The following is a 23,719-nucleotide window of genomic DNA, read 5'->3' on the forward strand; positions in this document are numbered from 1 at the left end:
AGCCAGAACATGTTACTGGATGGTTAACGCTGGTAAATCAGGCGCGCACGAAGCGTTCCATCAAGGGCGCGCAGGCCATCCAGAAGGTGCTGGTCCATGTCCGGTCCAGCAGATTCGGCTTCCACAACGACGTAACCAACTTCACCGTCCGTCTGAAGATACTGCGCTGTCACGTTGCAGTTCTCGGCCGCGAACAGCTCGTTGATCTGGCGCATGATGCCGGGACGGTTGGCATGAACGTGCATGAAGCGCGTGCCACGTGGCCGCTCCGGAAGCTGTACGCTTGGAAAATTCACGGCACCGATGGTGGAGCCCACGTCAGAGTAGTCCACAAGCTTGCGGGCGACTTCAACGCCAATCCGCTCCTGTGCTTCCATGGTGGAGCCGCCGATATGCGGGGTGAGAATAACGTTCTCCAGGCCCTGAAGCGGTGAAACGAAGCGCTCTCCTGCAACTTTGGGCTCCACTGGGAACACGTCCACGCCAGCACCCATGAGATGGCCGTCCTTGAGGGCTGCGGCCAGAGCTTCAAGGTCAACGACACTGCCGCGGGCGTTGTTGAGAAGAATCGAGTTGGGCTTCATGGCCCGGATCTCGGCTTCTCCGATCAGGAGGTCTGTATCCGGTGTCTGGGGAACGTGCAGCGTGACGATATCGGACTTGGCAAGAAGGTCCTTGAGCGTCGCGACTGCAACGGCGTTGCCGTGCGGGAGGCGGGGCATGATGTCATAATACAGGACGCGCATGCCAAAGGCTTCGGCCAGAACGGAAAGCTGTGAACCGATGGAACCGTAACCGACGATACCGAGCGTCTTACCACGGACTTCCCACGCATTAATGGCGGATTTGTCCCAGCCACCTTGGTGGCACTGTTCAGAACGGGACGGAATGCGGCGCATCAGCATGACCACTTCACCCATCACCAGTTCGGCGACGGAGCGCGTGTTGCTGTAAGGCGCGTTGAAGACCGGAATACCGGCCATGCGGGCGGCGGTCAGATCGACCTGATTTGTCCCGATGCAGAAGCAGCCGATGGCCATCAGGCGATCAGCGGATTCAATGACTTCGCGCGTCAACTGCGTCCGGCTGCGAATACCCACCATATGCACGCCTTGCAGTGCTTCCTTGAGGGCATCGCCTTCAAGAGCGCCTTTCAGACGCGTAACCTCTGCATAACCCTGCACATTAAAATGCTCGACAGCACTCTCATGGATGCCTTCAAGCAGGAGGATGCGGATCTTATTCTTGGGGAGAGAGAAGTGCGTTTCCATATTTCCATCCCGGTCCTGAACCGGAAGGCTCCGGCTCTCATTCCAACCTGTCCCGGCCCATGATCACCGGGGCGTCATGCCTAGCCCATCGTTCCCGGATGGGAAAGGTGGTTCACGATGTCTGTGAGCAGGGCAGGGTTGCCGCACGCCAGAACGGTTCCATCACTTTCGAGCGTAAGAGGCTTGCCCTGCCAGTCCGTAATGCTGCCACCTGCACCTTCAATGACCGGAACAAGTGCACCCCAGTCCCATGGGTTCATGGTGCATTCGGCGATCACATCGATCTGCCCAAGCGCCAGTAGTCCGTACGCGTAACAGTCTCCGCCCCATGATGTCCGCCGGACCTGCTTCTGGAGGTTGGCAAAGCGTGGTGCGTGATCGGGCGTCATGATTTCCGGGGATGTGCAGGACAGTTCCGCCTGCCCAAGAACCGGGCATACGCGTGTGCCAATCTGACCGGGCAGTCGGGCGGACACAAAGCGTGTCCGCTGCCCGGCAAGGCCTATCCACCGCTCGCCCGTCAGAGGTTGGTCAATCAACCCAAGAACAGGGCGACCCTTATGAAAAAGCGAAATAAGGGTTCCGAAGGTTGGGCGGCCGGTCAGGAACGCGCGTGTTCCATCAATCGGGTCCAGCACCCAGAGCCAGTCTCCTTCGTGACCGCTCATTCCGCTTTCTTCGCCCAGGATAGCGTGTTCTGGCAGAGCGTCTTCCAGAATGGACCGCATAACTTTTTCAGCAGCACGATCTGCAACAGTGACCGGGCTGTCATCAGACTTGGCATCAGCCTGTAGCGACGTGCGGAAATGGGGGATGACTGTCTCGCGGGCAGCGTCTGCACAGGCTTCGGCGACTAAAAGCGCCTTTTCCAGAACTGTTTCGCTCATATTTTCTTTCAATTCCTGCCAGAAAGCCGTGTGTGAGATTGACGCCCGATCAGGCGGGCGGCATCAGAAGGGCCATGCGTCCGATCATCGTCATTCCCTCCAGACTTGCCTCGACCCGCCTCCCACGCAAGCCCCTTGCAGACATTGGCGGTCTTCCCATGATTGTCCGCGTTGCGAAACGGGCTCTGGAAGCAAAGATCGGACCAGTGGTTGTTGCTGCGGGCGATCAGGACATTCTCGATGCCATTAGTGGACTGGAAGGCGTTCAGGGTGTCCTGACCGACTCGTCATTGGCGAGCGGTTCGGATCGTGTGCATGCAGCCATTCAAAAACTCGACCCGACAGGAACTTATGACGTCGTGATCAATCTGCAGGGAGACCTGCCTTTGATTGATCCGGACAGTCTGACCGCTGTGCTCGAGCCACTGGAAAATCCATCCTGTGATATCGGCACACTGGCCGCTCCCGTTCAGTCAGACTGGGAACGAGACGCCGAGCAGGTGGTCAAGATTGCCTGCGACTTTGGCGAGGCCACGGTGACACGGGCTCTCTATTTTTCGCGTATGCCCATTCCATGGGGCGCGGGGCAGCATTGGCATCATGTTGGCGTGTATGCTTGGCGTCGAAATGCGTTGGAGCGCTTTGTCAGTCTGCCACCGTCGGCTCTGGAGCGGCGTGAAAGTTTGGAGCAGCTGCGCGCGCTGGAAGCAGGAATGAGCATCGGGTGTGCCCGGATAGAACATGCTCCTCAAGGTGTGGATACAACAGAAGATCTGGAACGAGTGAGAGGATTGGTCTGATGCCGGTAATTGCTTTTCAGGGGCGGCCTGGCGCCTATTCAGACCTTGCATGCCGAGAGGCTCGACCAGGTTGGACAACGCTTCCCTGCGCAAGTTTTGCAGCTGCGATTGAGGCCGTGCATGTCGGTCGGGCAGATGAAGCGCTTCTGGCCTGTGAAAATTCGCTCGCCGGGCGTGTGCCTGACATTCATTCTCTGCTGCCGGATGCTGGACTGCATATCGTTGGTGAGCATTTTCAGCGTGTCGAGCACTGTCTGCTGGCAGTGCCGGGTGCTGAAATTTCTGACATCCGACGCCTTCACACGCATCCGGTTGCACTAGGGCAGGTCCGCAAACTCATTCACGAGCTGGATCTCGAAGCCGTGCCGGAATTCGATACGGCCGGTGCTGCCGAAATGGTCGCGAAATGGGGACGGAAGGAGGATGCTGCAATTGCTTCTTCGCTCGCCGGAGAGCTCAATGGGCTCGTTATTTTAAGACGTAACGTTGAAGACGCAGCTCATAACACGACGCGCTTCTATCGCGTCGCGCCAGTCCCGAGTTTCCCGGACCCCGCTCGAGGCGACACATTAACGACTCTTCTGATGAGAGTCGGCAACAAACCTGGTGCGCTTTACGCGGCATTGGGTGGATTCTCGCGGCATGGTATTAATATGACGCGAATTGAAAGTTACATGCTGAACGGCTCGTTCGCGGCGACGCAGTTTCTGATGGATGTTGAAGGACATCCAGAGCAGCCCGCATTGGCTGCCGCGTTGAAAGAGCTGGAGCATGTCAGCGATAATTTGAAGATTCTGGGTGCATACCCACGCAGTCTTGCTCGTTCCAGCGCATGACGCTGGCGGATCGGAAGAGCAGGATGGAACGCATGATGAGCAGAGGCGAGACAATGGTGGAGACGGGCATGTATCAGGGGTCGCTGACGGCTCTGATCACTCCGATGGATACGGATGGCCGTATTGATTTCGAGGTGGCGACAAAGCTTATTGAGCGCCAGATTGAAGCTGGCACCAGTGGCCTTGTGCCCGCAGGAACCACAGGTGAGAGCCCCACGCTGTCGCACGAGGAACATGGCCGCATCATTGCGCACTGCGTTGAGACATCGAACGGTCGCGTTCCTGTCATGGCCGGGGCTGGCTCAAACAGTACATCTGAAGCTGTGCAGATGGCACGCCATGCTCACTCTGTGGGCGCGAGCAGTCTGTTGGTTGTAGTTCCGTATTATAACAAGCCCACCCAGGAAGGCCTGTATCGCCATTTCATGACGATCGCCGACGCGACGCCACTTCCGATTCACGTATACTGCATTCCGGGTCGGTCTGTAGTGGATCTCACGCCGGAGACATTGGGACGCCTCGCTCAGCATCCCAATATTGCTGGGGTGAAAGACGCCACAGCCAATCTGGCGCGCCCCATTGCTGTGCGGCGGAATGTGAAGAAGCCGTTCAACCAGCTTTCCGGCGACGACAACACCGTCGTGTCGTTTCTTGCGACAGGTGGCGATGGCTGCATTGGTGTAACGTCAAATGTTGTCCCTGTGTTGTGCGCAGAAATGCATAGTGCCTGGCAGGAAGGGCGAATCGAAGATGCGATCGAAATTCAGGATCGTCTCTCTCCACTGCATGATGCCATGTTCATGGAGAGCAACCCTGGGCCGGTGAAATACGCTATGTCTCGGCTGGGTCTATGCAATGCAACGCTGCGCCTTCCGCTCGTGGAGCCTCAGGAGGCAACGCGCAAGGCTATCGATGCAGCTTTACGATCTCTCGATCTATTGGACTGAAATTTTTAATGGCCGGAAAAAAAGAGAAGAGCGGGATGATCTCTCACGGGATCGTCGCTCAGAACCGTAAAGGCCGGTTCGATTATACGATTCTGGAAACCGTAGAGGCAGGAATCGTTCTAAAAGGACCGGAGGTCAAAAGCCTCCGCTTAGGACGTTCGACCATTACCGAGGCTTATGCCGCCGAACGTGATGGAGAAATCTGGCTCTTCAATTCCTACATTCCGGAATATCAAGGGGGTGTCCTTTCCCGCTTTGAGCCCAGAGCACCTCGCAAATTGCTGCTGCACCGCAAACAGGTGGCGCACTATCTGTCCGCTGTGACGCGTGCGGGCGCATCACTTGTGCCACTGGATATTCACTTCAATGCTCGCGGAGTCGCAAAAGTGACGATTGGCTTGGGGCAGGGGCGGAAGAAAGAAGACAAGCGACACGCAATCGCTGAGCGAGACTGGCAACGTGACAAGGCTCGTCTGATCCGAAACAAGGGTAAGGACTACTAATTTCCGGTGGGTCGAAACCGCTTGGAAACGAACACTCTTAAAAACAGCCATTAAAAAAGCCGCTGTGGAAAAATCCACAGCGGCTTTTCTTAAAGCTCAGCGAGATGCCGAAGCAACCGAATCAATCGATGTTGATTGCAGCAGCTTCCGGACCCTTCTGACCCTGAACAACCTTGACGTTAATCGCCTGGCCTTCGTCGAGAGTCGGGAGCTGTGAACGCTCGAGAGCGGAAGCGTGGACGAAGATGTCCTTGCCGCCGGAGTCAGGCGTGATGAAGCCGAAGCCCTTGGTGGCATTGTACCACTTCACGGTGCCGCGGATGTCCTGTGCGTCGGACAGGTCAGGAGCCGGACGGCCCGGACGTGCTGACGGGCCACCGAAGCGTGGCTGCGGAGCTGCACCGAACTGGGCGCGCGGGCGAGGAGCTTCAGCTGTGCTTTCGTCAACGGAAATGACTTCAGCAACCTGGCGACCCTTCGGACCCTGGCCAATGCGAACAACCACGGTTGCACCCGGGTTGACACTGCTTACGCCAGCGTTGCCAAGAGCGTTGGCGTGCAGGAAGACATCGCCCGAGCCGTCAGCCAGTTCAACGAAACCGAAACCCTTTTCGGTGTTGAACCACTTAACGCGGGAGCTGATTTCTGGGCCGGAAGCGGTAACGAAGCTGCTGCCTGCGCCGCGACGAGGTGCGCCGAAGCCACCACCACCGCCGCCACCGAAGCCGCCGCGATCGCCGCCGCCGAAGCCGCCACGATCGCCGCCGCCGAAGCCGCCACGGTCACCATAGGATGGCTGGGACGAATAGTCCCCGTCAAACCCGCCGCGGCGAGGTGAGTTAAAGCTGCGGTCGGTTCTGTTGTTTCTCAACGGTCTAATCCCGAGACTGGGGTGCCACGGAGGGCTTCTATCCCCTGCCATGACGTATTTCAAAAAGGTGAGAAAAGCCTCAGGCCTTCCTCTGAGGGAATCACTAGCATGGTTTTTTCCCGCACTGCCACAACGAAAGTGCGAGAAGTGCCCAACTCGCGCGGATTTTAAGATTGTCTCAGTCCACCAAGGGGCTCCGAAGGCTTTGCTTTGATGCCCAGTAATGACATAAAGACACAAATTAATAGCGTCATTACCCTGATCGTACGCGAGATGCAGAGGTGCCCATGCAGACCCGACTGACTCTTTCCTTCGGGGCCTGTGCCCTACTCGCACTGGCATCTTCGACTGCCATGGCAACGCCTTTGCAGGATCCTTACGGCACCTGGACGATTCAGGGCGAGAATGATGCCGTCTCTACTCTAAAAGGGACGTCAGATCAGTATTATACATCTGGCCTGCGCATTAACTGGACGTCAGGAACCGACAATCTTCCTGAGCCGATTGCGAATCTGAATCATTTCCTGATGGGAAATGGGATGCAGCGCATCAGCATCGGTTTGCAGCAGTTGATTTTTACGCCGCGGGAAACGCAGATGGCGCAGCCGCCGCAGGGTGATCGCCCTTACACAGGCCTGATGCTCGGAACGGTCAATCTTATTAACGATACGGATCTGTCCCGTACGGTTATGGGAATCCAGTTCGGTGTCATGGGCCCCGCAGGCCTGGGACGTCAGGTGCAGAACGGGTTCCATAACCTGATCAGCGATACACCGAACAAAGGCTGGAAGCATCAGCTTGCGAATCAGCCGGTCATGCAGATTCAGGCTGGTCGAATCTGGCGTCTGCCAGTTGCCAAGGTTTATGGCATCGGAATGGATGTCCTGCCTGCGGTTTCCGGAGCGGCAGGTGACTATCGGACATATGCAGACGCTGCTGCAACCTTCCGCATCGGTCAGGGGCTGGATAGTGACTTTGGCAACTCCACGATCGGGCCGGGGCTGGATGGTACGGATGCTTTCCGTGGAACGCGCCCTGTTGCCTGGTATTTTTATGGCGGCGTAGAGGGTCAGGCTGTCGGGTATGATGCGTCGTTGCAGGGCAACACAGTGCGCCCCAACTCGCCGCATGTTGAGAAAGTCTGGGATGTTGGCGAAATTCACGCCGGCGTTGCCGTCATGTGGCACGGCATGCGTCTCTCCTATAGCCAGAACTGGCAGACGGCTCAGTTCAAGTCTCAGAAAGCTGGCCTGTTCAACTACGGGTCGCTCAAGCTCTCCGTCAAATTCTAAGACCAGACTCTAGGGTAACGCCCACACTAAAAAGCCCGACCGCAGAAAGCGGGACGGGCTTTTTTCTTAAGTGGATTGCGACGCAGGTTTAGCCTGATCTCCGACCGGGGAGCCAAGGAGATATCCTTGAACCTCTTCGCACCCATAGGCGTCTAAAAAGGCCATCTGGGATTCAGTCTCTACACCTTTGGCACACGTCGTGATGTTCAAGGCGCGTGCAAGTGCGAGAATCGCGCACATGACTTCGTTCGCGCGATTATTTTCCCCAAGGCTGTTGATAAACCTGCGATCAAGTTTGATCTGATCCAAGGGATAGAAGCGTAGACGCTCCAGAGATGAAAAGCCGGAGCCAAAATCATCAAGCGCAAGTCTGACACCGAGCGCGCGGACACGTGACAACTCACGGAATGTGATGTCTTCCGGCCCGAAGAAGCGAGGTTCGGACATTTCAATCTGCAGGCGTTCAGGGGCGAGGCCGCTCTCCTGTAGGATTTCCTTGACCAGTTTTGAGAGGCGCTCGCTGACCAGCCAGACCGGTGAGATATTGACGCAGACCCTGTGAGGAACATCCCATTTTGCCGCCGCCATGCAAGCTGTTCTGAGACTCCAGCTATCCAGCATCTCAACAAGGCCTGCTTCTTCGGCGCAACGAATGAAGAGTGCGGGCGGGACTTCGCCGTAACCCGGTCTGGTCCACCGCAGAAGAGCTTCATGAGCTACGATCTGCTGGGATGCTGTGTCAACGACCGGCATCCAGTTCAGGAACAGGCCGTTCTGTTCTACGGCAACGGCCAGATCCTGTTCCAGGCTGGAGGACAGGATATGCATCCGCGTTGTTTCTTCGTCCGCGCGCCTTTCATGGCCACCGCCGAGGCGTTGGGCTTCCATGAGTGCAGCCTTGGCGCTCGTGAGAAGATCATCGACCGTATTCCCATCTTCCGGGAACATTCCCCATCCAACGGATAAAGAAAATGGCAAAGAGGAATTGGCAAGAGCAACGGGAGTTTCAGAAATCCGAAGGATGGATGTCATTAATGATCGTGTTGTTACCTGCGTATAGCCAGGTGGCGTCAGCACGATAAAGTTGCCGCCGCCCATGCCGCCAAGGAATGCGCCTTGCGGCAGAAGCTTTTCAATTCTCCGAATGATCTCTTCGAGAATGATGTCGGCAACGTCCCAGCCGTAACGTTCATTAATGAAAGACAGGTGATCGAGATTGAAACGTATTAATCCAAACTTCGCCCGCCTTGTCAGGGTCGCAGTCTGCTCGATGTACCACTGCACAGATTCCATGCTTTGCATGCGGTTCGGCAGGACAGAACCTGTGTTGTAAATCGGGTTCCGTGTCAGGCTTGCGAGATCCTCAAGCGCGTCCAAAGTCTTCTGGCCTGAAAGCTCAGTCGTTTCACCGGCAATCAGGAGAAAAAGAGAAGTTGCCGTTCGCATGTGGCGATGCGCGCTGCCGATACTGATCCCTGCAACGGTTAGCCCTTGTGAGACTTGGAAGGTCTGTGATGAGGGGGTTGCAGAGAGTTCAGCGAAAGGAAAATTACCCAGCGTATCGGTGAGGGGAGCGCCGACATAAGCAATTTCAAGCGGTAAGGCCTGCTTTGAAAGGGCGATTATTCCCGCTGAGGAGGCGCCGGTTAAGGAGCGCGCCAGTCTGAGCAGAGGCAGGTAACTGGCGGACGACGTCCCTTTCAGGAAAGAAGCTGCGTGCTGATCGTCACCAGTTGAGAACATACTGTAAACCCGATTATGGATAAGTCGTAAAACCGTCAAAGAACGATAAAGTTCCTTCTCGGAAGACAGATTAACAATTCTTTCTTAAAGGTCCTTTAACCAGAAATCAAAAGGCGGTCGGGCTCGGAGCGGTCAAAGAGCGTTAGCATAATTCTCAATGCTTCGCCCCGAGAACCTTTTAAAGATGGATTACGCATCAGTTCTCGCTCACTATCTTGCTGCATTGCAGTCAAAAGGAGTGAAATTCTTGCTCCTTGGGCTAGTCGGAAGCCCGGAAGGCCTGACTGACGGTCCCCGGCAAGGTCGCCTCCACCTCGGATTCGGTAATCCTCGTCAGCAATCATAAATCCATCGTTAGTGTCTCGTAAAAGTGTAAGTCGCCTGACGGCGGTTGGTGTTGCCAGTCCATCATGCAGTAGCAGGCAGAAGGATTTTTTTGATCCACGACCTACGCGACCTCGGAGCTGGTGGAGCTGGGCCAGACCAAAACGTTCTGCCTGTTCGATCACCATGACGGAGGCGTTAGGGATATCCACACCAACTTCAATCACGGTTGTGGCAACCAGGATGCGTGTTTCACCTCGTCGGAATGCTTCGAGGGCAGCCTGTCGAATAACTATGTCCTGCTTGCCGTGGGCCAGCCCTACGATGTTGGGGAAGCGTTCTCCCAGCATGGCCCAACGTTCTTCTGCTGCCGCTGCGGATTGTGTTTCGCTATTTTCAATGAGGGGGCAAACCCAGAAAACCTGAACCCCGTCAGCGACGGCACGAGATATGGCCGCCAGAATGTCTGGCATGGCGTCCATGTTATGCAGGGTCGTGCGAATGGGTTGCCTGCCTGCTGGTTTGGAATCCAGGCGGCTTACGCTCATTTCTCCCCATTCCATGAGCTGAAGCGTTCGCGGAATAGGGGTGGCGGTCATGACCAGAATATCTGTTGCCTGTCCCTTGGCGCTCAGATTCATCCGTTGCTTCACGCCAAAACGGTGCTGCTCGTCAATGACGGCCAGTCCAAGGTCCGCAAACGTCACGCCTTCCTGAAACAGGGCGTGAGTTCCGACGATGATGCGCGCAGTTCCATCGGCAATGGCCGCCAATGTCTCGCGGCGTGCTGCGCCTTTGATCGTCCCGCTCAGATAAACGCATTGGGTGGGACAAAGGCGGGAAACCGTCTCGAAATGTTGACGTGCCAGAATTTCTGTTGGCGCCATGAGGGCCGCCTGGGCACCTGATTCCACGGCTTGAAGCATGGCATTCATCGCGACAAATGTTTTGCCGGCGCCCACGTCTCCTTGCAGCAGACGCATCATCGGAGCAGAGGCCGCCATGTCCTGACGGATTTCAATGATAGCTGAAGACTGGGCCGACGTTGGCTTATGCCCAAACCGACGATTTAGCTCTGTCTGGAGTGCGCCCGTGCCCGGCATGCTGCGGCCTATCCGGCTGCGTGCTTTAAGGCGAGCCAGTCCAAAACAGAGCTGGTCAGCGAGAAGTTCATCCGCAGCAAGACGGGAAAGTGCGCGCTCTCGCACTGGCGCCCATTCGACATGAGCAGGAATACTCTCCGGGGCCTGCAGGATATGCAGCGCCTGTGTAAAAGCTGGCCAGCGGCGCTTTTGGACAAGGGCGTGGTCCTGCCATTCGGGAAAATCGGGCAGAAGCGTCAGGGCCGCGCGCATGGCTTTGCGCACTGTGTAGGGAAACAGGCCCGCCGTCAGGGGCCAGACGGGTTCAAGTCTGGGAAAGCTATCACGCTTTTCCCATGTTGTGACATGATCCGGCTGGGGCATCGTCAACTCACCCTGGAACCGGCTGGTCTTGCCCGAGACAAGAAGCTCTGCCCCTACGGTGGGGGCAGGCATATTTTTCTGCTGGAAAAAAACCAGATCCAGCCTTCCCGTGTCGTCTTCTGTGCGAATGATGGAGGGTTGGCCGGGGCGTGCAGCCTTGCGGATTGAGAGGACACGGACACGCGCTGTCAGGATTTCTCCGGGTGCGAGATTGTGTCCTGCGGCAACTGTGCGCAGAATACGACGGTCAACAATTCGCTCGGGAAGGGTGAACAGCAGGTCCAGGACGCGCCGTCCCCCTGCGATCTTTTCCAGCAGACTTGCATGTCTTGGCCCGATTCCGGGCAGGGACGTCAGTGGTGCGAAGAGTGGAGCAAGAAAATCTGGAGAGGGCTGTTCGGACTGCATTGCAACGGGCGCTCCCCGGGGCTTTTCTTGGTATGGCAGGGTCTGGAACGGCAGGTATAGGGCAAGAGCAGGATGGAACAAAACGAAACCATGAGCCGTGAAATGCCCCTCACATCCTTTGGTCCGACCGTCTGGGGTGTCCCGGACGGGAGTGTGGCGCTGCTGCTTCGCCAGCGGCTGGCAGAGCATGAAGGGCCGTTTCTGCATGTTGCGCGGGACGACGCTGCTGTTGCGGCTCTGATGGACATGCTGGCGTATCTGATGCCGGAAGTTGAAGTTCTGCGCCTGCCCGCGTGGGACTGCCTGCCTTACGATCGTGTCTCTCCCAATGCTGCCCTTGTTGCTGAGCGTGTTGGAACATTGTGTCGTCTGCTGGAGCCGACGAAAGCCCGCCGGATCGTTCTGACGACCGTGCACAGTCTGTTGCAGCGCGTTCCGCCACGATCGGCTTTCAAAGGCCAGTCCATCAGTGTGGCTACGGGTGAAATGCTCGATCAGTCTCTCCTGATCGAGGTTCTCGTCGCCAATGGCTACACGCGGACTGATACGGTCATGGAAGCGGGTGAGTTCGCGGCGCGGGGCGGCATTTTCGATCTTTTCCCAGCCGGTGCACCAGACCCGATCCGCCTCGACCTTTTTGGCGATGAAGTCGAAAATATCCGTGCCTTTGACATCGCTACTCAGCGCTCAACGGAAAAGCTTGCGCGTTTCGAGCTGCGGCCTGTCTCGGAATTTTCTCTCAGTCCGGAGAGTATCAGTCTTTTCCGCACGGGATGGCGTGATACGTTTGGGCCATCAGCTGCATCGGACACGCTTTATGAGAACGTCTCTGATGGGCGGCGTTATCCGGGTCTGGAGCACTATCTGCCGCTTTTCCATGATGGCGATGGCCACCAGATGGAAACGCTGCTGGATTATCTGCCAGACGTTGCAATCAGCTTCGACAGCCATGCACCGGAGATTCTGAAAGCCCGTCTGGACATGATCGCCGACCACTATGAGGCGCGTCGTGTTCCTGTTCGAGACGGCGAGATGCCGTATCGGGCGCTTCCGCCGCATCGTCTCTATCTGGACCAGCATGGCTGGAATGCCATGCTCTCCAGGGCGCCATCTGTTTTGCTGAACGCATTTGGCAAGCCGGATCTGGGAGAAGGCGTAGAAGCCGGAAGCCGTCCCGGACCGCTTTTTGCCCGGGCCAAGGACGGGTCTCGCGAGGGTGTTTTTGAAGCGTTTGGCAAGCAGGTTGAAGAGTGGGCGCAGTCCGGGCGCCGCACGTATGTTACGGCCTGGAGCCGTGGCTCGCGGGAGCGGATCGCCCATCTGCTTCAGGAACATGGCGTCGGCGTTGAAAGTTATGACGACTGGCCGTCCGCAGCAGGCATGTCCCGAGGGACAGTTGGTCTGCTCGTTCTCGGGCTAGAGCGTGGGTTCGTTTCAGATCGTCTGTGTTTTGTGTCTGAACAGGACCTTCTGGGAGAGCGTATTTCCCGGCCGCCTCGTCGCAAGAAGCGTGGTGAACAGTTCATTTCTCAGGTGGGCGAGATTTCCGAAGGGGACCTCGTTGTTCATCAGGAATACGGGATTGGACGCTATGTCGGGCTTGAGACCATCCGCGAAGGGCTGGTTGCGCATGACTATCTTTCCATTCTGTATGATGGAGAGCAGCGTCTTCTTCTGCCGGTAGAGAACATCGAACTCCTGAGCCGTTTTGGTTCGGAGCAAGCCAGCGTCCAGCTCGACAAGCTCGGCGGTACGGCCTGGCAGGCCCGTAAGGCCAAGATGAAATCGCGCATCCGCATCATGGCGGGTGAACTGATTCGGACGGCTGCTGCGCGTGCATTGCGTGAAGCTCCGACGCTCGCGCCGGCAGAGGGGCTGTGGGACGAGTTCTGCGCCCGTTTCCCGTTCGTGGAGACGGAAGATCAGTCTCGTGCGATCGCTGATGTTCTAGAGGATATGAGCTCCGGTCGCCCAATGGACCGGCTGGTGTGTGGAGACGTCGGCTTTGGAAAAACCGAAGTTGCCTTGCGTGCGGCTTTTGTTGCCGCGCTCTCAGGAATGCAGGTGGCTGTTGTTGTTCCGACAACGCTTCTGGCTCGTCAGCATTACCGTGGCTTTGTGGCGCGATTCGAAGGTCTGCCGGTTCGGATCGGACAACTGTCACGCATGGTGACACCCAAGGAAGCGACAAAAGTCCGCGAAGAGATGGCGGACGGCCGTCTGGATATCGTCATCGGGACGCATGCCCTTCTGGCCAAGACGGTCTCTTTCGAACGTCTGGGCCTGCTGATCATTGATGAAGAGCAGCATTTCGGTGTCTCTCACAAGGAAAAGCTCAAGGCTCTGCGGGAAGACGTGCATGTCCTGACACTGTCAGCCACGCCGCTGCCACGTACGCTCCAGCTGTCCCTGTCCGGTGTGCGGGAAATGAGCCTGATTGCGACGCCGCCGACGGATCGTCTCGCAGTTCGCACGTTTATTACGCCGTTTGACAGCGTCATGATCCGCGAAGCGATTCAGCGTGAGCGTTTCCGCGGTGGGCAGGTGTTCTGTGTGTTGCCGCGACTCGCTGATCTGGACCGGATGGCAGAGCGCTTGGCCGAGATTGTTCCGGATGCGAAGGTCGTTCAGGCGCATGGACGTTTGACGCCGACTGAACTGGAACGCGTCATGACCGAATTTGCCGACGGCAAATATGACATCCTGCTTTCCACCAATATCGTGGAGAGTGGTCTCGATATGCCCAGCGTGAATACGATTATTATTCATCGGGCAGATATGTTTGGCCTCGGGCAACTTTATCAGCTGCGCGGGCGTGTGGGGCGAGGCAAGCAGCGTGGCTATGCCTATCTAACCTGGCCGCAGACGAACCCATTGTCGGCCGCTTCTGAAAAACGTCTGGAAATTATGCAGACGCTCGACTCACTTGGTGCTGGCTTCACATTGGCGTCGCACGATCTGGATCTTCGGGGTGCGGGAAATCTGCTGGGCGATGAGCAGTCCGGGCATATCAAGGAGGTCGGGATCGAGCTGTATCAGCAGATGCTGGAAGATGCCGTTCTGGATCTGCGTCGCGAACGCGGTCGGAAGGCGGAGGAAGAAGACAGCTGGACGCCGAATATTATCCTCGGATTGCCTGTGCTGATTCCAGACACTTATGTGCCTGATCTGCCGGTTCGGCTGGGGCTATATCGGCGTATTGCATCCTTGACCGGAGAAGCGGAAGTCGAGGCCATGCGCGCTGAACTTGTGGACCGGTTTGGATCATTGCCGCCAGAGGTGGGGAATCTTCTGGACGTCGTGCTCATCAAGCGTCTGTGCCGTGAGGCTGGTGTGGAGCGTCTGGAAGCCGGGCCGAAGGGGATGGTGCTTCAGTTCCGCAAGAACCGGTTCCAGAACCCCGCCGGGCTGATCGATTGGGCGACTCGTAAGAAGGATTCGGGCGTGAAGATCCGCCCCGATCAGAAGCTGGCTATTATTCGCGAAATGACGAACGCTACCCGCATTGGTTTTGCGAAGAAAGTAACGACCGTTCTGTGCAAACTCGTGCGGAAACTGGAAGACGCCGACTAAGCGTTTTTCCAGCTTCCGCAGTGGCACTCAGGGAACGGCGATAGGGAGCGGAATACGGTTGACCGTCGCTACGCCGCCCTGAAGGGCAATATCCCATGTGGTGGTGTCGCCGCTCTGGCGTCCCATCAGGCGGGCAATGGTAAGGGCGGTGACCACTTTGGTCGGGGCTGTCTGGCGAATTGCCTCGATCAACTGTGCAACATTGGTGATGCTGACATGGGTGTCTGCGGTCGATGTTGCGGCTGACGAGCCGATCTGAATGGTTCCTGTGCCATCAACAGTGCTGCTTCCGGAAATGGCATGCAGGGCGTTGATCGTGATCTGCTGTGAGGAGCCGGAGAGGCCGCTTACGGACAGATCGGCGGACAGGGACGACGGAATAAGTGGCTGTTTCGAGTCGTGAATGCCTGTTCCATTGACCTTGATGCGGAGCTCAGGGCTGGTCTGGACTGCGTTGATCGTCGCGTGCTGGATGGTCATTGTGTGACCAGGGCGGGACAGTTTTACGCTGCTCCATGAGGCTTCTGGCGTTCCTTCATGGATGTTGTGGACTGTAATGGTGGCATCCTGCCCCTGACAGGCCGGGCTAATACCGCCACGGAAAGCGCTCAGGGCTGCATAAGCGGCCGTTGCATTGAACTGTTCCAGTTTGGCTTCCGTGACTGCGCCTTTGGGGTCTTTCAGGGTGATAGGCCCGATATCGAGGCCGATGCCGGTTCCTGTCAGGGTGGCGTGCAGGCCTGATGCTGAAAAGCCGTGGGCGACAGCCTGATGGCCGCTCAGGGAATAGGTGAAGCAGGACGCAGGAATGTTCGGAAGCGTGTCTGCGAGAGCAGATGACGCGAAGGAAGGCAGAGCCGTTGCTAATGCTGTTACGAAAAGGGTTTTAAAAGACATCATGCCCTCAATGCTGTGGTGTCTGATCTCTCAGACAGAAAGACTGTTAAGACTCTCTTAGGATTATGGAGAGACAATGGTTCCCCATAATCCTTCCTTGCGGGTGAGTGTGCATGTCTTCGTCCATTTCCGCCATGCCAGCGGTGCCGCAATACCTGTCCATCGTGAAAGACGAACAGGCCTCCGTGAACCGATGGGAAAAGACCAGTTCATCTTCGCAGCAGGCATTGACGGCGTTTAAAGCTGAGGCTTCTTCCATCACGACGCCTGATCAGCTTCTGAAGAACTACAAGGCGCTGAAGGTCGTTCTTGGCGCCTATAACATGTCTTCCAATATTGATCAGACGGCCGTCCTTAAGCAACTCATGACGCAGGACCCTACGTCTTCCAAGTCGTTGGCACAGAGAAGCGGGAATGCGTCCTGGAAAGCGTTTGCGACCGCGTTTTCAGACTGGTCGACGTCTCCCCTCTCGTCAGAAGACACCTTGTCTAAAATCGCCCAGAATTACCTGACGAATGGGTATGAAAGCAGCGTTCAGGACGAGACGCCGGGCCTTGGGGATGCTCTTTATTTTACCCGAACCGTCACGTCAGACATGAAGCTTTCCAGCATCATGGCAGATCCGAAACTGTTGAAGGTGGCGGAAAAAGTGTGTGGGTTCGATACAACCCAGTTTGGCGCACTGGATTACGACCAACAGGTTCGACTGCTGGGGAACAAGCTGGATCTTTCACGTCTTAGTACTTCCCAAGGTGTGCAGCGGTTTGCTGAACAATATCTGGCGCTTCTGCAAATCAGCCCTGAAGCATCCACGACGCCTGCCAGTATGCTCACACTTTATGGAAGTGGAGGGACATCGGACGGTATTCTGTCCCTTTTTACAGGAAGCAGTAGCAGTTCCTCGTCATCGCTGTATTCCGCACTTCTCTGATCCGGTTGCGTGACATCCTGAGAGGAGGCCTGTATCGCGGCTAGGGAAACGTGGCAGCGAAAAGGATCTCTCTTCATGGCGGGACTGGACCCTGAAGACTGGAGCGGCATTCGTGCCATGGGTCATCAGATGCTGGATGCTCTGTTTGATCGTATGGAACATGTCGGGGAAGGCCCGGTCTGGCGTCCTATGCCGCAGGCAGCCAGAGATGAGCTGAGAACGGGCTTTCCTGCCGAAGGGACCTCTCTGGAGGAACTGCATGAGCGTTTCACTGAGCTCGTTATTCCCTATGGCAATGGTAATACTCATCCGGGTTTTATGGGCTGGGTGCATGGCGCCGGAACACCTGTCGGGATGCTGGCAGAAATGCTGGCGGGCGGCATGAACGCCAATTGTGGTGGCCGCAGTCATGCTGCAAATGAAGTCGAGCGTGAAGTTATTCGCTGGGCTCTCTCCATGGTTGGAATGCCGGAAGATGGGTCGGGTTGTCTCGTGACGGGCTCGTCCATGGCCAACTTCATCAGCATCATTACGGCCAGTCGGGCGCGTGATCCGTCATTGCGACGGCATGGTGTTGGGCAGAGCAGAATGGTTGGATATGCCGCGACAACGGCCCACGGGTGTCTGCCTCGTGCCTTTGATCTTGCTGGTTTCGGAAGCGAGGCTTTGCGCCGTGTTCCGGTGACGGGTGATCATAGGATGGATCTTGCGGCCCTGCGCCAGATGATCACCGAAGACCGACAGAGCGGGTTGGTGCCCTTCATGGTAGCCGGAACGGCCGGAACAGTGGATTGCGGGGCTATTGATGATCTTCAGGGGATCGAGGCTATCGCACGGGAGAACGGCCTCTGGTTTCATGTGGATGCAGCTTTTGGGGCGCTGGCCTGTTTGTCGTCACGTTTGAAGGCGCAGCTTTCCGGCATTGAAAAGGCTGACAGTCTGGCATTCGATTTTCATAAATGGGCACAAGTTCCCTACGACGCGGGCTGCGTTCTCGTGAGGAATCGTGAACTTCATGCGGCCGCGTTTGCTCAGTCGCTCGACTATCTCACGCGTGAAGCCAGAGGACTTGCGAGTGGCGCGCCCTGGTTCTGTGATTTCGGGCCAGATCTTTCCCGCGGGTTTCGGGCGCTCAAAGTCTGGATGACGCTGGGCCATTATGGCTCACAGCGTATGGGGCAGATGGTGGAAGAATGTTGTGACGTTGCACAGCATCTTGCGCGGCGCGTGCAGGCTACGCCCGGACTCGTTCTACTCGCGCCAGTAACGCTGAATATTGTCTGCTTCGGAATAGAGGGCCTGTCAGATCAGGATGTTTCCGAGCTGGTACAGGATTTGCATGAAAGCGGTGTGGCGGCCCCATCCACAACTCGGATCAACGGTCGGTTGGCGGTGAGGGCGGCGATCGTTAATCACCGCACCACGACCGTCGATACCGACCGTATGCTGGATGCTGTTATCGCACTCGCCGCTGACCGGCGGGGGTAAACAGCTCACTCAATTGAGCCATCATGGTGCCGCCGAGGTCTTCGGCGGAACTGATGGTTACGCTGTGTCGATAGTAACGCGTGACGTCATGGCCGATGCCGATGGCCAAAAGCTCCGTGTTCCGATCGCTTTCGATCCGCTTGATGACCTCACGCAGATGGTTTTCAAGATAGTTGTGCGGATTGGCAGAGAACGTACTGTCATCCACAGGCGCACCATCTGAAATCACCATGAGAATATGACGGTGTTCCGGACGCCGTTTCAGGCGCTTCCAGGCCCAAAGCAGCGATTCGCCATCAATGTTCTCTTTGAGGAGACCATCACGCAGCATGAGGCCAAGGTTCTTCCGGGCCCGGCGCCAGGGTGTATCTGCATCTTTGTAGATGATGTGACGCAGGTCATTCAGCCGCCCCGGCTCGGGAGGGCGGCCATTTTTCACCCATTGCTCCCGGCTCTGACCACCTTTCCATTGGCGCGTCGTGAAGCCCAGAACTTCGACTTTCACGCCGCAGCGCTCCAACGTGCGGGCGAGAATGTCGCCGCATATTGCAGCAGTTCCAATTGGGCGACCACGCATTGAGCCTGAGTTGTCGATTAGGAGTGTGACGACCGTGTCGCGGAACTCCATTTCGCACTCATACTTGTACGAGAGCGGCATGGTTGGGTTTGTGACGACGCGGGAGAGGCGCCCGGCATCGATGATGCCCTCTTCCTGCTCGAACTCCCAGCGGCGTTGTTGCTGAGCCATGAGCCGCCGTTGCAGACGATGCGCAAGACGGGAAATCAGGCCCTGAAGTTGAACAAGCTGCTGGTCGAGCTGTTGGCGTAGCCGGTCCAGTTCGTCGGGGTCACAGAGGTCAGCAGCCCCAACTTCTTCATCGAACCGTGTGGTGTAAGCTTTATAGGTTGAGCCGCCGCCGATGGCCGTGCCTTCGCCTGACTGGTCAGACGGGCCGGCAGCTTCTTCCGAACCTGTCTCAGGGGAATCGAGGGCGTCGGAAGACGTCTCTGTTTCGCCTGTTATTCCGCTTTCACCGCTCTCTGGCTGATAACCATCTTCCTCATCAGGGTCATCGCCTGCAGGTGTCTGCTGATCTTCCTGCGGGACGGCCGCTTCGTCTTCGGAAGGTTGTTCGTCTTCAGATAGATCGTCTGAAGGGGCCTGTTGTTCGATTTCCTCTGGAAGTTCTGTAAGCTGGCAGGCACCGAGCAGATGTGTGATCGCGCGTGCGAAGGCTTTCTGGTCAGATTGCGTGACAGCCATTTCCGCCAGTGCGTTTTTGGCTGACGGAGAGAGAGAGGCGCGCCAGGCTTCCAGCGCCGGGCCGGCCTGCGAAGGGGTATGCTCCCCCGACATGGCCTCTCGAGCTAGCAGGCTCAGAGCCATGGAGGCAGGCATTTCCTCCTTGGTCGCCATGCGGTTACAGCCCGCCTCGGCGCACTGCTGGATGACACGCTGGTCAAGATTGGCACGAACGCCGGCCATATGGCGGGAGCCATAAACTTCACAGCGCGCCTGTTCGAGGACGTTGAACGCCTCCTGAGCTTGCGGCTCTGGAAACTGCGCATTCAGGCCACTCTTGTGGTAGCGCAGCTTCAGCGCCGCAGCATCGGCCGCTCCGCGAATTTTCTGAATTTCGCGGTCGTGCATGCTGCGGGACAGGTAGGGCAGTTGCACGGCATCAGGTGCCGGCGGGGCGGGCAGCCTGTTACCAACAACCGCACCCTGGAAATCCACGCTCTGTTCAGGCGTGCCGCCCATGGCGCGAAGGGTTGCGATTGTGGCGCGGCGGAAACCTTCCTGACGGTTTTCGTCAGGAGGGGAGTTCTTGGGCGCGGACAAGGTTTTTTACTCCACCGGGGAGGTGTTGAAACAGCGCTGATAGTATTCCGCAACAATACCGCGCTCGGCTTCGTCACACTTGTTCAGGAACGTGAGGCGGAACGCGAATGCGACATCGGTGAAAATGTTGAAGTTCTCAGCCCAGGCAATGACAGTTCGTGGGGACATGACTGTGGAGATGTCTCCGGCCATAAAGCCTGAGCGTGTCAGGTTGGCCAGAGCGACCATACGCTCGACCATCTTCGTCTTGTCCTTGTCTTCCTCGCCGATTTTCAGCTTGGAGGTGACAATCGCAACTTCCTGTTCAAGCGGCAGATAGTTCAGGGTCGCGACGATGTTCCAGCGATCCATCTGGCCCTGATTGATCTGCTGCGTGCCGTGATACAGACCTGTCGTGTCACCAAGGCCAACGGTATTTGCGGTCGCAAAAAGTCGGAAGGCCGGGTTGGGACGGATCACGCGGTTTTGGTCCAGAAGGGTAAGGTGACCCTCTGCTTCGAGAACGCGCTGGATCACGAACATCACGTCCGGACGGCCTGCGTCATATTCATCGAAAATCAGCGCACACGGATGCTGCAGGCACCAAGGCAGCAAACCTTCACGGAATTCCGTTACCTGCTTGCCATCGCGCAGGACGATGGCGTCCTTGCCGATGAGATCAATACGGGACACGTGGCTGTCGAGGTTGATACGGACGCAGGGCCAGTTCAGGCGCGCAGCAATCTGCTCAATGTGGGAGGACTTTCCCGTTCCATGGAAGCCCTGAACCATTACGCGGCGGTTATAGGCAAAACCCGCAAGAATGGCGCGCGTCGTGTCTTCATCGAACTTGTAGGATGGATCGATGTCAGGGACGTGCTCTGTCCGGACGGAATAGGCTGGGATCTGAAGATCAGTCTTAATGCCGAAGACTTCACGCGAAGACACCGTGAGGTCGGGCGCACCAAGAACACTGGTTGGGACCGCAGAACTTTCGGCGGTGGTGACGGTTTCCGGGGCGTCGATCGTCGCGAAATCACTCATGAGACTGGCGGACTTTCATTGAATTCAGGAATGTTCTGAAAAGATGGGCCTTTAGGCTCTATTCTTCCAGAGAGAAAATCATGAAACGAACTCTGACTCGCGACTGAAATGCGTTTTCAGCACGGCGTACGCGGATCCGATGGCCTTGAAACGCTCTTCAGCCTGCTTGTCGCCAATATTCGCATCAGGGTGGTGACGGCGGGCAAGGGCACGATATCGGCTTTTGACGTCATCCAACGACACGGGCCATGTCAGGTCCAACGTTGCGAGAGGCAGTCGAAGCGGTTCTGGTGGGCCATCAGCTGCGGCGCGCTGACGCGCACTGTCCTTGGCGCGCTGGGCTCTGTCGCGGCGGCTGGCGCCGAGAATATCCAGAGGGTCCAGAACATCTTCTTCGTTGAATTCGGCTTTCTGTGCTGTACCAGTCCCAAGTTTCCACGAAGGGCGCTGCCACGACGTGTCAGCTCTGAGCTGGGCTTCGATCTGGGCCGGTGTCATGCCGCGATAGAAGTCCCATCGCGCGTTATAGTCGCGAACGTGTTGAAGGCAGAACCAGAAGTAGGACCGCAGGGCATCGCGCCCGCGGGGAGCACGGTAGCCGGCAGGCTCCGCACAGCCTGGATGATCGCAGGTCTGGTCTGGTGCCTCTGGATCGGGGTCAAAAGCCCGATGTCTGGTAGATTTACGCTGCATGGTGTCTGATATGGGCAATGTGAGCCGTTTGATGCAAGCGGACAAACCAAGTCGGATTTAATTGACCATGACGCAGCCCCTCACCAGACGGGATCGAATAGCTGAAATTCTCCAGCGGGAACTGGCGCCGAGCGTGCTTGAAATTCAGGATGACAGTGCCCGTCATGCCCATCATGCTGGAGCAAAAGCTTTGGGAAGTACGGGAGAAACGCATTTCAATGTCGCCATCACCAGTGCGAAGTTTGACGGATTGAACCGGATTGCCCGGCATCGCTTGGTGAACGGATTGCTGGCGGGAGAGTTTGAAACAGGGCTTCATGCCCTGTCTCTTGTTCTGCACGGAGAAGCTACTCCATGAAGCGTGCACTTCTAGCTCTTCTTTTTCTGTCTGGCTGCGCCACGAGTGGGTACGGGCATCTCCCTGCAGACCAGCAGGCAGACGTTCATAGAATTGAAACCTACATGAACGGTGTGACCGGGATGCAGGCGTCTTTCAATCAGACTGGCCCTGATAATGGGGTCAGTGCCGGACGATTCGTTTACATGCCCGGGCATCTGCGACTTGATTACGTGACGCCTCACACAATGGAACTTGTGGCCGGGGATGGTCATCTGGTTCTGGATGATATGGATAGCGGGGCTGTGACCCATCTGTCCCTGAAGAGGAACCCCTTGGGGCTCCTGCTTCATTATCCGATTCGGTTTGACCGTGGGATTCAGGTGACTGACGTGCGGCGCGGGCAGGGATCGCTTCAGGTTTCGGTTGCTGAGGCGGACAACCCTTCCCAAGGGCTGTTGACGCTCCAATTCTCCGATACGGGTGGAAAACTGCTGCTTATTGGTCTGCAGGGTGTGGATGCCCGGCAGAATCATTTCAGCGTATCTCTAGGAAATGTAGTGGAGGGGGTAGCAGTAACCCCTACCGTTTTTACTCCTCCCGGGGGATAGAGCCGAAATGCGCTGGCCAAGATGCGGCTAGCGCACGATCCAGTTCTTCCATGGAAAGAGCCGGGTTGAAGCGCCTGAGGCTGGTGACGCCGAATTCCCGTATTCCGCAGGGAACGATGCCGTCAAAGTCATCAAGGGCTGGATCAAGGTTGATCGAGACGCCGTGCCAGCTGACCCATCGGCTGACCCGGATACCAAGCGCAGCGATCTTGGCTTCCTCGCCTGTAAGAGGATCAAAGGCCCAGACGCCGATGCGTCCTTCTCTCGTAAAAGCCGTTACACCGAGGTGTTTGAGGGTCTCAATAAGCCAGGTTTCAAGTCCTTTGACGAAAGCGCGAAGATCCTTGGGGGGTATCGTGCCGTTTTGGTGGCTGAGATTCAGGAGAACGTAAGCCAATCTCTGACCTGGCCCATGATACGTCCACTGACCGCCACGGCCTGCCTCATAAGTAGGATAGTGATGTGGATTATAGAGATCCTGCTGCTTTGCGGATGTTCCGGCCGTAAAGACGGGGGGGTGCTCTACAAGCCAGACAACGGGATCGGCTGTTCCCTCGTGGATTTGGCGCGAGCGAGTGGCCATGAAGTTCAGAGCATCAGGGTACGGCGTTAGCCCGTCGGATTTTTTCCACAAAATTTCTTCATAAATATCGTTTCTGGTCATTGCTCTCGTTTCAGGCATCAGCTATATCGCCCCTCACCGGACGGTCTTGCACTACACAAGACGGTTTGTCACGGGGCGGCCGTGGCGGAATGGTAGACGCGCAAGCTTGAGGTGCTTGTGGGGGCAACCCCGTGGAAGTTCGAGTCTTCTCGGCCGCACCATCACTCTTCTGAAGTGATGGAAAAAATCTCGAAAATAAAAAATAAAACTCACCCTGAATGCCAAAGTTAAGGCATCAGTGTGATGTTTTTCTGTCTGTGCCATTTTGTTGCCAGACTGCTCATCCACAGTTATGCCTAACGATGTTTTC

At 56.8% G+C, this 23,719-nt stretch carries 20 protein-coding genes and 1 tRNA gene; 11 read left to right on the top strand and 10 right to left on the bottom strand.

Annotation, left to right across the window (positions count from 1 at the left end; all coding sequences use genetic code 11):
* Positions 1-23: 23 nt before the first annotated feature.
* Together serA and JN414_RS07495 are read right to left on the bottom strand one after the other, a co-directional pair.
* The gene (serA, locus tag JN414_RS07490) at positions 24-1,271 is read right to left on the bottom strand and encodes a phosphoglycerate dehydrogenase (protein WP_202207354.1); all 1,248 of its coding nucleotides are present in this window, start codon (positions 1,269-1,271) and stop codon (positions 24-26) included.
* 80 nt (positions 1,272-1,351) lie between these two features.
* Positions 1,352-2,158 (bottom strand): inositol monophosphatase family protein, encoded by an 807-nt coding sequence (locus JN414_RS07495; protein ID WP_202207355.1) that lies wholly within the window; start codon positions 2,156-2,158, stop codon positions 1,352-1,354.
* A gap of 74 nt (positions 2,159-2,232) precedes the next feature.
* Between JN414_RS07495 and JN414_RS07500 the strand changes: the two genes are divergently transcribed.
* From JN414_RS07500 to smpB, 4 genes are read left to right on the top strand one after another with little or no spacing between them, the layout of a single operon-like run.
* Entirely contained in the window at positions 2,233-2,958 is a 726-nt protein-coding gene (locus JN414_RS07500) for a 3-deoxy-manno-octulosonate cytidylyltransferase (RefSeq protein WP_202207356.1), read from the top strand.
* Positions 2,958-3,794, top strand: coding sequence for a prephenate dehydratase (locus JN414_RS07505; protein ID WP_202207357.1), 837 nt, complete (start codon positions 2,958-2,960; stop codon positions 3,792-3,794). The genes JN414_RS07500 and JN414_RS07505 overlap by 1 nt, the downstream gene beginning before the upstream one ends.
* Positions 3,791-4,741, top strand: a complete 951-nt coding sequence (dapA, locus tag JN414_RS07510; protein ID WP_202207358.1) for a 4-hydroxy-tetrahydrodipicolinate synthase — start codon at positions 3,791-3,793, stop codon at positions 4,739-4,741. Before JN414_RS07505 ends, dapA begins: the two co-directional genes overlap by 4 nt.
* An 8-nt stretch (positions 4,742-4,749) precedes the next feature.
* A complete protein-coding gene (gene smpB, locus JN414_RS07515; protein ID WP_202207359.1) occupies positions 4,750-5,244 on the top strand; it encodes an SsrA-binding protein SmpB in 495 nt (164 codons plus the stop codon).
* 121 nt (positions 5,245-5,365) lie between these two features.
* Here smpB and JN414_RS17190 read toward each other — a convergent pair whose 3' ends face one another.
* Positions 5,366-6,115, bottom strand: coding sequence for a cold-shock protein (locus JN414_RS17190; protein WP_202207360.1), 750 nt, complete (start codon positions 6,113-6,115; stop codon positions 5,366-5,368).
* Positions 6,116-6,402: 287 nt separating this feature from the next.
* On the opposite strand from JN414_RS17190, the gene JN414_RS07525 reads away from it, so the two are divergent.
* Complete coding sequence (locus tag JN414_RS07525) at positions 6,403-7,407, top strand: lipid A deacylase LpxR family protein (RefSeq protein ID WP_202207361.1); 1,005 nt, start codon at positions 6,403-6,405, stop codon at positions 7,405-7,407.
* Positions 7,408-7,473: 66 nt separating this feature from the next.
* On the opposite strand, the gene JN414_RS07530 is transcribed toward JN414_RS07525, so the two are convergent.
* Complete coding sequence (locus tag JN414_RS07530) at positions 7,474-9,150, bottom strand: GGDEF domain-containing phosphodiesterase (RefSeq protein WP_202207362.1); 1,677 nt, start codon at positions 9,148-9,150, stop codon at positions 7,474-7,476.
* A gap of 95 nt (positions 9,151-9,245) precedes the next feature.
* Positions 9,246-11,348, bottom strand: a complete 2,103-nt coding sequence (recG, locus tag JN414_RS07535; protein ID WP_202207363.1) for an ATP-dependent DNA helicase RecG — start codon at positions 11,346-11,348, stop codon at positions 9,246-9,248.
* A 72-nt stretch (positions 11,349-11,420) separates the two neighbouring features.
* On the opposite strand from recG, the gene mfd reads away from it, so the two are divergent.
* Positions 11,421-14,921 (top strand): transcription-repair coupling factor, encoded by a 3,501-nt coding sequence (mfd, locus tag JN414_RS07540; RefSeq protein WP_202207364.1) that lies wholly within the window; start codon positions 11,421-11,423, stop codon positions 14,919-14,921.
* 27 nt (positions 14,922-14,948) lie between these two features.
* On the opposite strand, the gene JN414_RS07545 is transcribed toward mfd, so the two are convergent.
* On the bottom strand, positions 14,949-15,821 hold the full coding sequence (locus JN414_RS07545) for a DUF2125 domain-containing protein (protein ID WP_202207365.1): 873 nt from the start codon (positions 15,819-15,821) through the stop codon (positions 14,949-14,951).
* 110 nt (positions 15,822-15,931) lie between these two features.
* On the opposite strand from JN414_RS07545, the gene JN414_RS07550 reads away from it, so the two are divergent.
* Both JN414_RS07550 and JN414_RS07555 read left to right on the top strand, forming a co-directional pair.
* Entirely contained in the window at positions 15,932-16,750 is an 819-nt protein-coding gene (locus JN414_RS07550; RefSeq protein ID WP_046901455.1) for a DUF1217 domain-containing protein, read from the top strand.
* 75 nt (positions 16,751-16,825) lie between these two features.
* Positions 16,826-18,238 carry a pyridoxal-dependent decarboxylase gene (locus JN414_RS07555; protein WP_202207366.1) on the top strand — a complete coding sequence of 471 codons (1,413 nt, stop codon included), beginning with the start codon at positions 16,826-16,828 and terminating at the stop codon, positions 18,236-18,238.
* On the opposite strand, the gene JN414_RS07560 is transcribed toward JN414_RS07555, so the two are convergent.
* The 3 genes from JN414_RS07560 to JN414_RS07570 all read right to left on the bottom strand — a co-directional run bounded on the left by JN414_RS07560 (position 18,207) and on the right by JN414_RS07570 (position 21,797).
* Positions 18,207-20,081, bottom strand: a complete 1,875-nt coding sequence (locus JN414_RS07560; RefSeq protein WP_202207367.1) for a cobaltochelatase CobT-related protein — start codon at positions 20,079-20,081, stop codon at positions 18,207-18,209. The genes JN414_RS07555 and JN414_RS07560 overlap by 32 nt on opposite strands.
* Positions 20,082-20,087: 6 nt before the next feature.
* A complete protein-coding gene (gene cobS, locus JN414_RS07565) occupies positions 20,088-21,104 on the bottom strand; it encodes a cobaltochelatase subunit CobS (protein WP_202207368.1) in 1,017 nt (338 codons plus the stop codon).
* Between the two features lie 78 nt (positions 21,105-21,182).
* Positions 21,183-21,797 carry a J domain-containing protein gene (locus JN414_RS07570; RefSeq protein ID WP_202207369.1) on the bottom strand — a complete coding sequence of 205 codons (615 nt, stop codon included), beginning with the start codon at positions 21,795-21,797 and terminating at the stop codon, positions 21,183-21,185.
* A gap of 67 nt (positions 21,798-21,864) precedes the next feature.
* Here JN414_RS07570 and JN414_RS07575 point away from each other — a divergent pair, with 67 nt between their 5' ends.
* Together JN414_RS07575 and JN414_RS07580 are read left to right on the top strand one after the other, a co-directional pair.
* Positions 21,865-22,155 carry a BolA family transcriptional regulator gene (locus tag JN414_RS07575; protein ID WP_202207370.1) on the top strand — a complete coding sequence of 97 codons (291 nt, stop codon included), beginning with the start codon at positions 21,865-21,867 and terminating at the stop codon, positions 22,153-22,155.
* Entirely contained in the window at positions 22,152-22,745 is a 594-nt protein-coding gene (locus tag JN414_RS07580) for an outer membrane lipoprotein carrier protein LolA (RefSeq protein ID WP_202207371.1), read from the top strand. Before JN414_RS07575 ends, JN414_RS07580 begins: the two co-directional genes overlap by 4 nt.
* Here the strand turns inward: JN414_RS07580 and lipB are convergent.
* Entirely contained in the window at positions 22,726-23,409 is a 684-nt protein-coding gene (gene lipB, locus JN414_RS07585) for a lipoyl(octanoyl) transferase LipB (protein WP_202207372.1), read from the bottom strand. The genes JN414_RS07580 and lipB overlap by 20 nt on opposite strands.
* Before the next feature lie 75 nt (positions 23,410-23,484).
* Here lipB and JN414_RS07590 point away from each other — a divergent pair.
* A tRNA-Leu gene (locus tag JN414_RS07590) sits at positions 23,485-23,570 on the top strand.
* Positions 23,571-23,719 lie beyond the last annotated feature (149 nt).

The sequence above is a fragment of the Gluconobacter sp. Gdi genome (assembly GCF_014132155.1).
Classification (GTDB): Bacteria; Pseudomonadota; Alphaproteobacteria; order Acetobacterales; family Acetobacteraceae; genus Gluconobacter.